The sequence below is a fragment of the Microbacterium sp. TPD7012 genome, from assembly GCF_003075395.1.
In the GTDB taxonomy this organism is placed as follows: Bacteria; Actinomycetota; Actinomycetes; order Actinomycetales; family Microbacteriaceae; genus Microbacterium.
In genome coordinates, this window is record NZ_QDFV01000010.1 from 19,625 (window position 1) to 32,469 (window position 12,845).

The 12,845-nt window shown below is 69.2% G+C and carries 14 protein-coding genes; 3 read left to right on the forward strand and 11 right to left on the reverse strand.

What is annotated here, in order from left to right; all coding sequences use genetic code 11:
* The first annotated feature begins 13 nt into the window (after positions 1 to 13).
* Positions 14 to 511 carry a YfcE family phosphodiesterase gene (locus DC434_RS19015; protein ID WP_116636891.1) on the forward strand — a complete coding sequence of 166 codons (498 nt, stop codon included), beginning with the start codon at positions 14 to 16 and terminating at the stop codon, positions 509 to 511.
* Entirely contained in the window at positions 508 to 996 is a 489-nt protein-coding gene (locus DC434_RS19020; protein ID WP_116636892.1) for a GAF domain-containing protein, read from the forward strand. The genes DC434_RS19015 and DC434_RS19020 overlap by 4 nt, the downstream gene beginning before the upstream one ends.
* 7 nt (positions 997 to 1,003) lie before the next feature.
* Here the strand turns inward: DC434_RS19020 and DC434_RS19025 are convergent, their stop codons facing one another.
* From DC434_RS19025 to DC434_RS19040, 4 genes are all read right to left on the reverse strand, one after another.
* Entirely contained in the window at positions 1,004 to 2,734 is a 1,731-nt protein-coding gene (locus DC434_RS19025) for a beta-galactosidase family protein (RefSeq protein ID WP_116636893.1), read from the reverse strand.
* A gap of 95 nt (positions 2,735 to 2,829) precedes the next feature.
* Positions 2,830 to 4,185, reverse strand: a complete 1,356-nt coding sequence (locus tag DC434_RS19030) for a sugar ABC transporter substrate-binding protein (protein ID WP_116636894.1) — start codon at positions 4,183 to 4,185, stop codon at positions 2,830 to 2,832.
* 67 nt (positions 4,186 to 4,252) lie between these two features.
* Complete coding sequence (locus DC434_RS19035; RefSeq protein WP_243409018.1) at positions 4,253 to 5,143, reverse strand: carbohydrate ABC transporter permease; 891 nt, start codon at positions 5,141 to 5,143, stop codon at positions 4,253 to 4,255.
* A gap of 1 nt (position 5,144) precedes the next feature.
* On the reverse strand, positions 5,145 to 6,062 hold the full coding sequence (locus DC434_RS19040) for a sugar ABC transporter permease (protein WP_116636895.1): 918 nt from the start codon (positions 6,060 to 6,062) through the stop codon (positions 5,145 to 5,147).
* Positions 6,063 to 6,221: 159 nt separating this feature from the next.
* Here DC434_RS19040 and DC434_RS19045 point away from each other — a divergent pair, with 159 nt between their 5' ends.
* Positions 6,222 to 7,208 (forward strand): LacI family DNA-binding transcriptional regulator, encoded by a 987-nt coding sequence (locus DC434_RS19045; protein WP_116636943.1) that lies wholly within the window; start codon positions 6,222 to 6,224, stop codon positions 7,206 to 7,208.
* Positions 7,209 to 7,214: 6 nt separating this feature from the next.
* On the opposite strand, the gene DC434_RS19050 is transcribed toward DC434_RS19045, so the two are convergent.
* The 7 genes from DC434_RS19050 to DC434_RS19080 form a co-directional block, all read right to left on the reverse strand.
* Positions 7,215 to 7,568 carry a Fe-S protein gene (locus tag DC434_RS19050; RefSeq protein WP_116636896.1) on the reverse strand — a complete coding sequence of 118 codons (354 nt, stop codon included), beginning with the start codon at positions 7,566 to 7,568 and terminating at the stop codon, positions 7,215 to 7,217.
* A gap of 53 nt (positions 7,569 to 7,621) precedes the next feature.
* A complete protein-coding gene (ribH, locus tag DC434_RS19055) occupies positions 7,622 to 8,095 on the reverse strand; it encodes a 6,7-dimethyl-8-ribityllumazine synthase (protein ID WP_116636897.1) in 474 nt (157 codons plus the stop codon).
* Complete coding sequence (ribA, locus tag DC434_RS19060) at positions 8,092 to 9,360, reverse strand: GTP cyclohydrolase II (RefSeq protein WP_116636898.1); 1,269 nt, start codon at positions 9,358 to 9,360, stop codon at positions 8,092 to 8,094. Before ribA ends, ribH begins: the two co-directional genes overlap by 4 nt.
* Entirely contained in the window at positions 9,357 to 10,013 is a 657-nt protein-coding gene (locus DC434_RS19065) for a riboflavin synthase (protein ID WP_116636899.1), read from the reverse strand. The genes ribA and DC434_RS19065 overlap by 4 nt, the downstream gene beginning before the upstream one ends.
* A complete protein-coding gene (gene ribD, locus DC434_RS19070) occupies positions 10,013 to 11,056 on the reverse strand; it encodes a bifunctional diaminohydroxyphosphoribosylaminopyrimidine deaminase/5-amino-6-(5-phosphoribosylamino)uracil reductase RibD (RefSeq protein ID WP_116636900.1) in 1,044 nt (347 codons plus the stop codon). Before ribD ends, DC434_RS19065 begins: the two co-directional genes overlap by 1 nt.
* 290 nt (positions 11,057 to 11,346) lie before the next feature.
* Positions 11,347 to 12,210 (reverse strand): DNA-formamidopyrimidine glycosylase family protein, encoded by an 864-nt coding sequence (locus DC434_RS19075; RefSeq protein WP_116636901.1) that lies wholly within the window; start codon positions 12,208 to 12,210, stop codon positions 11,347 to 11,349.
* A gap of 51 nt (positions 12,211 to 12,261) precedes the next feature.
* Positions 12,262 to 12,825 (reverse strand): GNAT family N-acetyltransferase, encoded by a 564-nt coding sequence (locus tag DC434_RS19080; protein ID WP_116636902.1) that lies wholly within the window; start codon positions 12,823 to 12,825, stop codon positions 12,262 to 12,264.
* Positions 12,826 to 12,845: the final 20 nt, after the last annotated feature.

Consider the following 12,845-nt stretch of genomic DNA (forward strand, 5'->3'; position numbering starts at 1 on the left):
TAGCGTGTCGAGGATGACGACGCGGATGCTGCTGCTCGCCGACACCCACGTGCCGAAGCGCGCGAGACGCCTGCCCGACGTCGTGCTGCGTGCGGTGGACGAGGCCGACATCGTGGTGCACGCGGGGGACTGGGTGGACCTGGCGACCCTCGAACTGCTCGAGTCGAGGTCTCGCCTCTGCCGCGGCGTCTACGGCAACAACGACGGACCCGAGCTGCGCGCCCGCCTGCCCGAGGTCGCGCGATTCACCGTCGAGGAGGTCGACATCGCGGTCATCCACGAGACGGGGGCGGCGACGCGGCGGGAGCAGCGCATGGACGAGGCCTTCCCCGGCATCGATCTGCTGATCTTCGGCCACTCGCACATCCCCTGGGACACGGTGTCACCGGCCGGGATGCGGCTGCTGAACCCCGGGTCGCCCACGGATCGCCGGCGTCAGCCGGTCTGCACGATGATGACGGTCTCGATCGATGGGGCGTCGATCGAGACGACGCTGGTGCCCGTTCGATGAGCGAGATGCCGGTCTACCGCGCTCCGATGCGCTCCCGCGACGATGCGGTGCCCCGTGGCGTGGGCCCGGAGCGCGCGCTCGAGCTCGGCATCTGCGGCATCGGCGGCAGACTGGAGCCGGCTCCCGGCTCACTGGCCGAGGCCTTGGTCATGGCAGACGCGCAGTCCGGCATCCGGTTGGCGTGGCGTATCGAGCGGTTCGCGAAGGCGCCGATCGGTGCGTTCGTGTGGACGAGGGATGTCGACGGCCTGACCTATCTGGGACGCATCGCCGGCCCGTGGGCGTACGACGCCGGAGACGACGCCGCAGCGGCGGACCTCGTACACGTCCGCCGCTGCGAGTGGCTCGCGGAACCGATCGACCCGGCGGAGGTGCCGGCCGGTGTGCGGGCGACCTTCGCCCGTAACGGTCGGAACTGGCAGCGTATCCACGACGACGATGCCGAGCGGCTGTCCGCCGTGCTCTGGCACACGCTCCGCGACTGAACGCCTGTCACTCCTCGGTGTCGCCGAGCGAGAGAGCGCCGACGAATGACGCCCGCGGTGCCACGAGGTGCTCCAGCTCGAGCACGATCAGGCGGTTCGCACCCGACCGGGTCGCCGGTGCCGGGACGTACAGCGTGCGCTGCGGTCCGTTGCGCCAGTAGCGGCCGAGGAAGAAGCCGTTGAGGAAGGCGTAGCCCTTGCTCCAGGCGGACGTCTCGAGGAACAGGTCGCTCGGCTCCTCGAGGGAGAAGTCTCCGGCCCATGCCAGCGGTCCGTCTTCGGCGGCGTCGTCCGATCGTCCGCTGATCGCCGCCGTGATCGCCGTGACGTCGAGGGGGGTCGAGCGCCAGCCCGTCAGCGGGACGCCGTCGAGGGTCACGGAGCCGAGCAGCCCCTTCTCCTCGCCGAGGCGGTGGTCGTAGTTCACGCGGCCCTGGTCTTCGACGAGGATGCTGAGCAGGCCGCCGGCCGGGATCCGGATGGTGCGATCGTGCCGCGTGCGAGACAGCGTTCCGACAGGCTGCCCGTCGACGCTCACCCAGGCGAGGTCGCGGACGTCCTCGACCGCGAGCAGCCCGCCCTGGCCGGGCAGCTCGACGTCGTAGCGCACCAGGGCGCTGAGGTGCCCGAGCTCGTCGAACGTCAGGGGATGTACGGTGACGGGACCGGATGCCGTGGCATCCGTCCATCCGCCCAGGGGAGAGAGCGCGACATCGAAGGTCGGCGCCGCCGCGATCCGGGCCGGAAGCTCCTCGGGAACCGGAGCGTACTTCGCGATGACGTCGCGGAAGGCGAAGAACTTCTCCGTGGGGTCACCGGCTTCGTCGAGCGGGGCGTCGTAGTCGTAGGAGGTCACGAGCGGGAGGTAGCGGCCCTTGTCGTTCGCGCCGTTGGTCAGGCCGAAGTTCGTGCCGCCATGGAACATGTAGATGTTCACCGACGCGCCGGCGGCGAGCAGCTCGTCGAGGTCGGCAGCGGCGGTGGCGACGTCGGTCGTGTGGTGCACGCCGCCCCACCAGTCGAACCAGCCGTCCCAGAACTCCGAGCACATCAGGGGTCCGGTCGGCTGGTGCTTCCGGAGCGTCGCCAGCCGCTCGGCGCTGCGCGAGCCGAAGGACCCGGTCTTGTGGAGCTCGGGAAGGCTGCCGTCGTCGAGCATCCGGTCGACCGGCTGATCGACCGTGGTGAGCGGCACCGTGATGCCGGCGTCGCGGGTGACGGTGACCAGCGCTTCGAGGTAGGCCTTGTCGGAGCCGTACGCGCCGTACTCGTTCTCGATCTGGACGAGCACGACGGGCCCGCCGCGATCGATCTGCCGCGGCGCGACGATCTCGTAGACCCGGCGGAGATACGAGCTCACGTCGGCCAGGAACGCCGGCTCCGAGGAGCGCAGCTCGCGCTCGCCGCCGGTGAGCCAGACGGGGAGGCCCCCGTTGTGCCACTCGGCGCAGATGTAGGGTCCGGGGCGGACGATGGCGTCCATGCCCTCTGCGTGCACGAGATCGAGGAATCGACCGAGGTCGTTCCAGCCGCTCGCGTCCCACTCCCCGCGCCGGGGCTCGTGCGCGTTCCACGCGACGTAGGTCTCGATGGTGTTGAGGCCCATGAGCCTCGCCTTGCGGATGCGGTCCTGCCACTGGTCGGGGTGCACCCGGAAGTAGTGGATGGCGCCGGAGATCACCTGGTGCGGCGAGCCGTCGCGAAGGAAGTCGGTGTCGCCGATGGAGAAGGAGGTCACGTTTTCGCGGTGCTTTCGATGGGGGAGGCCGGAGGGGTCCCACTGGGCCCTTCGACAGGCTCAGGGACCCAGCGGGACCCGATCCGGCCTGCGTGTTACTTGTTGACGGCGAAGCCCTGGTCGTTGCCGTACTCGACCAGCGCGTCCTGCCAGGCGGTGAGGCCCTCGTTCAGGTCGCTGTTGTTCTGGTACGACTGGCCGACGGTGTCACCGAAGATGCTGTTCGCGTACACCTGGTAGGGGAGGTAGCTCCAGCCTTCGACCACGTCATCGGCCGCACCCGCGAGCACCTCGTTGATCTTCTGACCGCCGAAGTACTCCGGCGCGTCGGCCAGGAACTCGTCGCTCGACAGCTCTGCCGTGGTCGACGGGAAGCCGCCGGACTCGAGGAAGATCGAGATGCTCTCCTCGGAGTTGTTCAGCCACCACAGGAAGCCTGCGGCGAGCTCCGGGTTCTTGCTCTGCTTCGTCACGGCCTGGCCGCCGCCGCCGTTCTCGGCGCTGGCCGGGGTGCCGTCATAGGTCGGCATCGGCGCGACGCGCCAGTCGCCGGCGCCGTCGGGAGCACCCGAGATCAGGTTGCCGGGCATCCAGGCGCCGATCACGAGCGTGGCGATGCTGCCGTCGCCGAGCCCGCGGAACCACTCGTCGCTCCAGCTGCTGGTCTGCGCGACGAGGCCCTCCTCGACGAGGCGGTTCCAGTTCTCGGTCCACTTCTTCGACCCCTCGTCCTGCAGGTCGAGGGTGACATCGGTGCCGGAGGTCGCGAACGGCTTGCCGCCTGCCTGCCAGATCATCGACGTCGCGAAGCCCGCGTCGCCCGTGTCGTTCGTGATGTAGGCGTCGGGGTTCGCCGCGTGGATCGCCTTGGCGGCTTCGTAGTACTCATCCCACGTGGTCGGGACTTCGATGCCGGCCGCGTCGAAGACGGTCTTGTTGTAGAAGAGCGCCATGGGACCGGAGTCCTGGGGGAGGCCGTAGACGGCGTCGCCGTCGGTCACCGAGTTCCAGGTCGAGGCCGTGTAATCGTCTTCGAAGTCGGCGAAGCCGTACTGCGAGAGGTCGACGAACGCGTCGGTCAGGGCGAACTGCGGCAGCGCGTAGTACTCGACCTGCACGACGTCGGGAGCGCCGGAGCCCGCCTTGATGGCGTTCTGCAGCTTCGTGTACTCCTCGTTGTTGGTGCCCGCGTTGACGAGGTTGACCTTGACGTTCGGGTACTCCTTCTCGAACGCGGCGACCTGGTCCTCGGCGGACGGGGTCCACGACCAGTACGTGATCTCGCCGCCCTTCTCGAGGGCCGCCTCCACGGAGTCGAACGAGCCGGTGCCGGAGCCGCCGCCGGTGTCGCCGCTGCCGCCGGTGCTGCAGCCGGCCAGCGCCAGCGCTGCCACGGTTCCTGCGGCGAGCACTGCGAGGGTGCGCCGCGTCGGTGAGGGAAGGTGCTTCATTGCTGTGTCCTTTCGGGGGGGTGCGATCCGGCATCGGAGCGCGAGGGTGATGCAGGGGTACGGGAGGCTACTGCTTGACGCTTCCCGCGGTGAGACCTGACTGCCAGAAACGCTGCAGCAGCAGGAAGGCGATGACGATCGGGATGATCGTGAGGAGCGAGCCCATGATCACGAGGTTGTAGATGGGCTGGGATCCGGCGCCGATCGCCTGCGAACTCCACTGGTTGAGACCCACGGTGAGCGGGTACCAGGCGGGGTCCGACAGCATGATCAGCGGCAGGAAGTAGTTGTTCCAGGTGGCGACGACCGTGAAGAGCGCGACGGTCACGATGCCGGGAGCGAGCAGCCGCATCGAGATCGTGAAGAACGTGCGGAACTCGCCGGCGCCGTCGATGCGCGCCGCCTCGAGCAGTTCGGTCGGCACCGACTCGGAGGCGAACACCCAGATGAGGTACAGGCCGAACGGACTGATCAGCGACGGGATGATCACCGCCCACGGCGTGTTCGTCAGTCCCAGTTCGCTGAACAGCAGGAACGTCGGGACTGCGAGCGCCGTGCCGGGCACCGCGACCGCGCCGAGGACGACGGCGAACACCGCACGGCGGCCCGGGAACCGGTACTTCGCCAGACCGTAGCCGGCCAGGGTGGCCAGCAGCGTCGCACCGCCGGCACCCACCACGACGTAGAGCAGCGTGTTGCCCAGCCAGCGCAGGAAGATGCCGTCGCGGTACGAGAACGTGGCCACGAGGTTGTCGAAGAACGCGAAGTCGTCGGCGAACCAGAGGCCGAACGAGCTGAACAGCCCGGACTGGGTCTTGGTCGAGCTGAAGAGCAGCCACACCAGCGGGACGAGCGTGTACAGCGCGTACAGGATCATGACGATCAGCAGCGTGTGGGACTTGCGCGGGTTCATCGGATCGTGGCGCTTGCGCGAGGAACGGGCGAGGGGGAGTGCCATGTCAGCGCACCTCCGACTTCGAGCCGCGCAGCTGCACGACGTAGGCGATGACCGCGGTGATGACGCCCATGATGATGGCGATCGTCGCGGCGTAGTTGAACTGCTGGCCTGCGAACGACAGGTTGTACGCGTACATGTTCGGCGTGAAGAACGTCGTGATCACGTTGGGTGCCAGCGGGCGCAGGATGTTGGGCTCGTTGAACAGCTGGAAGCTGCCGATGATCGAGAAGATCGTCGCGATCACGAGAGCGCCGCGGACCGAGGGGATCTTGATCGAGAAGATCGTGCGCCATGCTCCCGCGCCGTCGAGCGAGGCGGCCTCGTACATGTCGGTGGGGATGGTCTTGAGCGAGGAGTAGAAGATCAGCATGTTGTAGCCGACGAACTCCCAGGTCACGATGTTGCCGATCGAGACCAGCATCCATTCCTTCGCGAACGGGGTGATCGCGTCGATGCCGAGGAAGTCGTTGACGTTGCTCGCGAGGCCGAACTGGTCGCCGTAGATGTAGCCCCACATGAGCACGGCGACGACAGCGGGTACGGCATAGGGCAGGAAGATGATGATGCGGAAGAAGGATGCTCCGCGCAGCCGGGCGCTGTCGAGGGCGAGCGCCGCGCCGAGGGCGAGGATCAGCATGATCGGCACCTGCACGACGAGGAAGATCAGCACGCGGCCGAACGCCTCCCAGAACTGCGGGTCGCTCAGCGCGCGGACGTAGTTGTCGAGGCCGACGAATGCGGTGCCGCCGATGAGCTTCTCCTGGAAGAAGCTCAGGTAGAGCGCGTAGGCGAGCGGTGTCAGGAACACCAGGGCGAACACGACCATGAACGGGCCGACGAAGGCCCATCCCTTCCAGTCGCGCTTGTCGCGGCGTCGGATGCCGAGGGCTCCGAGTGCTGCGGGGTTTTCAGTCGTCATCGACGAGACCTTCTTCGAGTAAGTGCGCTCGATGCGCCATGTGTCTACGTCAACATATGCGATCGACTGCTAGTGTGTCAACGTCAACATATGAATGGATGGTTGATCGTGTCCTCGGAGCATCTGGCAGAGCCCTCGCAGCGTCGTCGCGAGCCGTCGATGGAGGACGTGGCACGGGAGGCCGGGGTCTCCGGTCAGACCGTCTCGCGCGTGGTGAACGCGCGCGGATACGTGGGCGCGGCCACGCGGGAACGCGTCGAAGCGGCCATGCAGAGCCTCGGCTACCGACCGAACAGCGCCGCCCGCGCCCTGCGATCCGGGCGCTTCCGCACCATCGGCGTGGTGATGTTCTCGTTCAGCTCCTACGGCAACCAGCGCACGCTCGACGCGATCGCCGTGCGCGCCGCGCAGCTCGGATACGCCCTCACCCTCATCCCCGTCGAGTCGAGCGCGGGGGAGACCGTCGAAGGCGCCTTCCGCCGGCTCGAGGAGCATGCGGTCGACGGCATCATCATCGTGATCGAGGCCCATCAGCTCGATGAGGCCGACATCGAGATCCCCGCCGCGCTGCCCGTCGTCTTCGTGGACTCGAACCGCGGTGACCTGCATCCGTTCGTCGACACCGACCAGGCGCAGGGAGCGCGGCTCGCGACCGAGCATCTGCTCGATCTCGGCCACGACACGGTCTGGCATGTCGCCGGCCCCGCGAAGTCGTACTCCGCGGAGCGTCGGCGGGAAGCCTGGCGGGCCACCCTCGACGGGCGCGGCCGGCCGGTCCCCGAGGTGCTGCAGGGGGACTGGTCGGCGGCATCCGGCTACGCGGCGGGACTGCGCCTGCGCGAGATCGACGACGTGACGGCGGTGTTCGCCGCGAACGACCAGATGGCGATCGGTGTGCTGCGCGCGTTCCGGGAGGCCGGTCGCGAAGTGCCGGGCGACGTCAGCATCGTGGGCTTCGACGGGCTGCCGGATGCCGCGCAGCTCTGGCCGCCCCTCACGACCGTGCAGCAGCATCCGGAGCGCGTCGGTGCGCTCGCGGTCGATGCGCTGCTCGCCGAGCTCGACGGCGAAGACCGCCTGCACACGCCGCTGGTGGGCACGGAGCTGATCGTGCGCGAGAGCACGGCTCCGCCGCGAGGGCGCTGACCGCGATCAGCGCCAGAGCAGGGCGAGAGCGGCGTTCGTCACCGTGAGGATGCCGATGAGCCAGAACACCGCCGACGGCACCGCGTCCCCGCGCTTCTGGCGCGCCATCCCGATGCCCAGCATCGCGCCGATGACCAGCAGGATGACGAGCTTCGTGCCGATCTTGACGTAGTTCAGGTCGTGGTCGATGCCCCAGGGAGCCGCCAGAGCGAGACCGGCGAGACCGGCGATCGCCAGTCCGTAGTCCATCATCCTGGTGATCTTGCGCTCCCCGCCGAACGCCTGAGCGGCCCACGAGCCGAAGAGCACGGCGAAGCCGATGAGATGGACGAGCACGACGATCAGGCGCAGGGTCTCCATGCGCTCACCGTAGCGATCCCGGCCGATATTCCGCCAGCAAGGAGAGGCTGACCTCAGCCGCGAAGCTCGCGCGTCAGGAGGGCGGTGCGCAGCGCGGCATCCGCGGCCTCGGCGCCCTTGTCCTCCTTGGAGCCCGCGAGCCCTGCGCGGTCCAGACCCTGCTGCTCGTCGTCGAGGGTCAGCACGCCGAACCCGACGGGCTTGCCCGCATCGAGAGAGACCCGCGTGAGACCGTCGGTCGTGGCCGCGGACACGTACTCGAAGTGCGGGGTGCCGCCGCGGATGATGACCCCGAGCGCGACCACGGCATCCGCTCCGCCCGCGAAAGCGGCCTGTGCGGCGATCGCCAGCTCGAAGGAACCGGGCACGCGCGCGACGCGGTACGTGGCGCCCGCCTCGCCCAGCACGCGCTCGGCTCCGGCGATCAGACCGTCGGAGATCGCCTCATGCCAGGTTCCGGCGATGATGACGACGTTCAGCCCGCGGCCGTCGATCTTCTCGGTCTGGGGTGCTCCTGCGCCGCTCATTCGTGGTCCTCTCCGTGGGCGAGAGCCTCTGCGAGCTCGTCCGCGCCGATGATGTGACCCATGCGGTCACGCTTGGTCTCCAGGTACTGGTGGTTGTTCGGGCCGACGCCGACGATCAGCGGCACCTGCTCGATGATGTCGAGTCCGAGCTCGCGCAGCTGCGTCACCTTGTCGGTGTTGTTCGTCAGCAGGCGCACGCGTGAGACTCCGAGGTCGTGCAGGATGCCGGCGGCCGCAGCGTATTCGCGGGCGTCGGCAGGCAGGCCGAGCGCGAGGTTGGCGTCCACGGTGTCGAGGCCCTCCTCCTGCAGGCTGTACGCCCGCAGCTTGTTGATGAGCCCGATCCCTCGTCCTTCGTGGCCGCGCATGTAGACGACGACGCCGCCCTCCTTCTCGATCGCGTCGAGCGCCGCGTCGAGCTGCGGGCCGCACTCGCACTTGAGCGAGCCGAAGGCCTCGCCGGTCAGGCACTCCGAGTGCACGCGGACGAGCGCCGTCTCGGTGAGCTCACCGGAGACGACCGCGATGTGGTCGGTGCCGGTCACCCGGTCCTTGTATGCGAGGAAGCGGAACGTGCCGTGCGTGGTCGGCACCGTCGCGTCCGCGCGCAGGCTCACACGGCGTCCGCGGACAGCCTTCGGCGTGGAGCCCTCCGGATCGATCTCGTTGAGATGCGCGATGAGCTGCTCGATCGTGATCACCGGAACGCCGTCGCGGGCGCCGAGTTCCATCAGGCCGGGCAGGCGCATCATGCTGCCGTCCTCGGCGACGACCTCGGCGATGCCGCCGACCGGCTGGAGACCTGCGAGCTTCATCAGCTCGACGGCGGCCTCCGTGTGACCGCTGCGCTCCCGCACGCCGCCATCGACGGCGCGCAGCGGCAGCACGTGCCCCGGGCGGATGATGCTCGTCGCGGTCGACGCCGGATTCGCCAGCACGTTCAGCGTGTGGGCGCGGTCGTGTGCGCTGATGCCCGTGGTGACGCCCTCCGCGGCATCCACGCTCACGGTGTAGGCGGTGGAGCGGGCGTCCTCGCTCGCGGCGACCATCGGCGGCAGGTTCAGGCTGTCGGCGAGGTCGGCGGGCATGGGGGCGCAGATGAAGCCGGACGACCAGCGCACGGTCCAGGCGACCCACTCGGGGGTGGCGAGCTCGGCCGACAGGATGACGTCGCCCTCGTTCTCACGGTTCTCGTCGTCCGCGACGAGGACGGGACGCCCGGCGCGCAGCGCTTCGAGGGCCTCGGGGATGGTGGAAAGGCTCATCGCGAGCCTCCTTCCGGTGCGGCGGAGGTGGTCGGCCTGAACGCGAGCAGCCGCTCGACGTGGCGGGCGAGGATGTCGGTCTCGAGGTTGACGCGGTCTCCGACGGCGCGGGCGCCGAGAGTGGTCGCGGCGAGCGTCTCGGGGATGAGCGAGACCTCGAACCAGTGACCGCCCTGGGTCCCTGAGCTTGTCGAAGGGCCGCTCACCGCGCTCACCGTGAGCGAGGTGCCGTCGACCGAGATCGATCCCTTGTCGACGACGAGCGGCGCGAGATCGGCCGGCAGGCTGATGCGCAGCACGCTCCACTGGGCGCCGGGGCGCACCTCGAGCACCTCGCCGACCCCGTCGACGTGGCCCTGCACGATGTGGCCGCCGAGGCGGGCACCGACCGGCATGGCCTTCTCGATGTTGACCCGCGTGCCGACGACCGCCCCGCCGATCGCGGCGACGTCGAGGGTCTGCTTCATCACATCGGTGTCGAACGTGTCGTCCGTGGATCCGACGACCGTGAGGCACACACCCGACACGGCGATGGACTCGCCGTGCACGGCATCCGCGGCGGCCCTGGGCGCTCGCACGGTCAGACGCCAGCCGTCGCCTGAGGGCGCGATCGCGGTGATCTCGCCGATCTCCTCGATGATTCCGGTGAACATCAGTCGGTTCCTTCGTTCTGAGAGTGAGGGTCTTCGGCGGGGCGCGCGATCGCGAGCAGGTCGGGCCCGAGAGGGACCCATTCCGTCACGGTGAGGCGGCGGGCCTCATCGATCGACGCCACGCCGATGTCGGTGAGGGCGAGGCGGTCGCCGCCGAGCAGGACGGGAGCGATGTACGCGAGCACGCGGTCGGCCAGACCGGCGCGGAGGAAGGCGCTGGCAAGTGTCGGCCCGCCCTCGACGAACACGCTCTGGATCCCGCGAGCGTGCAGGTCGGCCGCGATGCTCTGCAGGTCATGGGTGTCGTAGAAGAGGGGCGCGTGCGGATGCCGGTGCACCGCGGCATCCGACGGCGTCGGACGCGTTCCGATGACCACGGGGATCGGCTGGTTCGGGTGCAGCGCGTCGCCGTCCCGCGCGGTGAGCGCCGGGTCGTCTGCGAGCACGGTGCCGGTGCCGACGGCGATGGCGTCGGCCTGCGCGCGACGGAGGTGCACGTCGGCCCTGGCCGCGGGACCCGTGATCCACTGGCTCGAGCCGTCGGCCGCGGCCGCACGCCCGTCGAGACTCTGCGCCCACTTCACCGTGATGTGCGGTCGACCCAGACGCTGAGCGGTGAGCCATCCGTCGATCAGCGCGTGCGCGGCATCCGCCTGCTCGCCGGACTCGACGCTCACACCGGCGGCGCGCAGACGCTCCGCTCCGCCGCCCGAGGCGATGCCGGGGTCGTCCAGCGCGTACACGACGCGCGACACGCCCGCGTCGATCAGGGCCACGGCGCACGGACCGGTGCGTCCGGTGTGGTTGCAGGGCTCGAGCGTCACGACCGCGGTCGCGCCGCGCGCCGCGCCGGGAGCGAGCTTCGACAGCGCGTCGACCTCGGCGTGCGGTGTGCCGGCGCCGTGGTGCCAGCCCTCCGCGAGGACCTCGCCGTCGGGGGAGAGGATGACGGCACCGACCTGCGGATTCACGCCGCGCGGCCCGCGGGCGGCGAGCTCGAGCGCACGGCTCATCGCCTCGCGCTCTGTCCCGTTCACTGCCATCCGTCGTCCTCCTGTGAGGCTCCGGAGCTTCTCCTGATCGGAGAGAGCGGCAGACAGAAGGCGCGCGCAGCTGCGCCTCGTGCTGCCTCCCTTCCGGACTAGCGAGGTCTCCCTCGCATCACCGTCGGTCCCGGAATTCCACCGGATCGGCATCTCGGCTCGGCCGAGACGCTCGCGGACTGTCACCGCCGGTTCGGATTCTCACCGACCCCGGAGCACGTTCAATGCTCTGAGTGTACTCAACGCGTCCGGACACATTTCATTCCGCGTCATCGCGCAGAGCGCATCGGTCACTTCAGAAGCCGCGAGAGACGACGATCGGCGAGCACCTTGCCGCCCGTCTGACAGGTCGGGCAGTACTCGAGCGAGCGGTCGGCGAAGAACACGCTGCGCACCGTGTCGCCGCAGACCGGACACGTCTCGCCGCGCCGGGCGTGCACCTGCATGCCCCGACGCTTCGCATCCTTGAGATCGGCGGGAGGCTTGCCGGATGCCTCGGCGACGGCGTCGGTCAGCGTCTCCTGCATCGCGGCGAAGAGCCGATCGACCTCGGCGTCGTCGAGCTTGCCGGCGATGGCGTACGGCGACATCTTCGCGGCGTGCAGGATCTCATCGGAATAGGCGTTCCCGATGCCGGCGATGACCGCCTGATCGCGCAGGAGGCCCTTGATCTGCATGCGGCGGTCCGTGAGCAGAGCGGCGAACGCGTCGCGCGTGAAGCCGGGAGCGAGGGGGTCGGGTCCGAGCCTCGCGATGCCGGGGACATCCTGCACGTCACGCACGACGTACACCGCGAGGGACTTCTTCGTCCCCGCTTCGGTCAGGTCGAACCCGCTGCCGTCGTCGAACGCGATGCGCAGCGCGATCGGCGACTTGCCCGGCTTGATCAGCGTCGCGGGGAGGGCGTCGTACCAGCGCAGCCAGCCGGCTTTGGCGAGATGGAACACGAGATGCAGGTCATCGCCGCACGACAGCACGACGAACTTGCCCAGACGAGCGGATGTCGTGATCTCCGCGCCCTGGAGCGCGGAGATCGGCGGGTCGTATGTCTTGAGCGCGGCGATCGCAGCGACGGTCGCGCGGGTGATCGTGCGCCCCACCGCGCGCCCGCCGAGGAACGCGGTGAGTCCCTGGACCTCCGGCATCTCGGGCATGGTGTCATCCTGCCACCGGCATCCGACACTGTCACCCGAGGACCGTTCGCCTCAGAGCACCGGCCACTCGACCGGAGTGCGGTCATCGGTCGGGAGGAGACCGGCGAACCAGCCGTCGTCGCGACCGCGCGGACTCGTGAGCGCCTGGCGCTGCAGACCCTCGTAGCGGAAGCCGAGTGCCCTGGCGGAGCGCGCGGACGGGATGTTGCCGGCGACAGCACGCCACGTGAGTCGCACGAGTCCGAGTTCCGAGAAGCCCCAGTCGATCACGGCGCGCGCCGCTTCGGCGAGGTATCCCCGGCCTCGGGCGTCTCCCGTCATCCAGAAGCCGATCTCGGCGTGACCACCGGTGTGGTGCTGATCGATGTCGTGCAGCCCGATCATGCCGGAGAGGCGATCGTCGACGAAGATCGCCCACACCGTCTCCTTGTCCTCGGCCCACCACCCGGCCACGAGCCGTACGAAGTCCACGGCGTTCTCGCGCGTGTAGGGGCTCGGCACCGTCGTCCACCGCGGGATCTCCGGATCCTGGCACGCCGCCTCGATCGCGTCGATGTCGGCCTCGGTCGGAGCGCGCAGCACGAGTCGTTCGGTGGTGAGGGTGACCGTTTCCATCCCGACAGCCTACGAGGAGG

Coding starts and splice junctions, on each gene's coding strand:
- DC434_RS19015 (WP_116636891.1), top strand. CDS start 14: ATGACGACGCGGATGCTGCTGCTCGCCGACACCCACGTGCCGAAGCGC.
- DC434_RS19020 (WP_116636892.1), top strand. CDS start 508: ATGAGCGAGATGCCGGTCTACCGCGCTCCGATGCGCTCCCGCGACGAT.
- DC434_RS19030 (WP_116636894.1), bottom strand. CDS start 4,185: ATGAAGCACCTTCCCTCACCGACGCGGCGCACCCTCGCAGTGCTCGCC.
- DC434_RS19035 (WP_243409018.1), bottom strand. CDS start 5,143: ATGGCACTCCCCCTCGCCCGTTCCTCGCGCAAGCGCCACGATCCGATG.
- DC434_RS19040 (WP_116636895.1), bottom strand. CDS start 6,062: ATGACGACTGAAAACCCCGCAGCACTCGGAGCCCTCGGCATCCGACGC.
- DC434_RS19045 (WP_116636943.1), top strand. CDS start 6,222: ATGGAGGACGTGGCACGGGAGGCCGGGGTCTCCGGTCAGACCGTCTCG.
- DC434_RS19050 (WP_116636896.1), bottom strand. CDS start 7,568: ATGGAGACCCTGCGCCTGATCGTCGTGCTCGTCCATCTCATCGGCTTC.
- ribH (WP_116636897.1), bottom strand. CDS start 8,095: ATGAGCGGCGCAGGAGCACCCCAGACCGAGAAGATCGACGGCCGCGGG.
- ribA (WP_116636898.1), bottom strand. CDS start 9,360: ATGAGCCTTTCCACCATCCCCGAGGCCCTCGAAGCGCTGCGCGCCGGG.
- DC434_RS19065 (WP_116636899.1), bottom strand. CDS start 10,013: ATGTTCACCGGAATCATCGAGGAGATCGGCGAGATCACCGCGATCGCG.
- ribD (WP_116636900.1), bottom strand. CDS start 11,056: ATGGCAGTGAACGGGACAGAGCGCGAGGCGATGAGCCGTGCGCTCGAG.
- DC434_RS19075 (WP_116636901.1), bottom strand. CDS start 12,210: ATGCCCGAGATGCCGGAGGTCCAGGGACTCACCGCGTTCCTCGGCGGG.
- DC434_RS19080 (WP_116636902.1), bottom strand. CDS start 12,825: ATGGAAACGGTCACCCTCACCACCGAACGACTCGTGCTGCGCGCTCCG.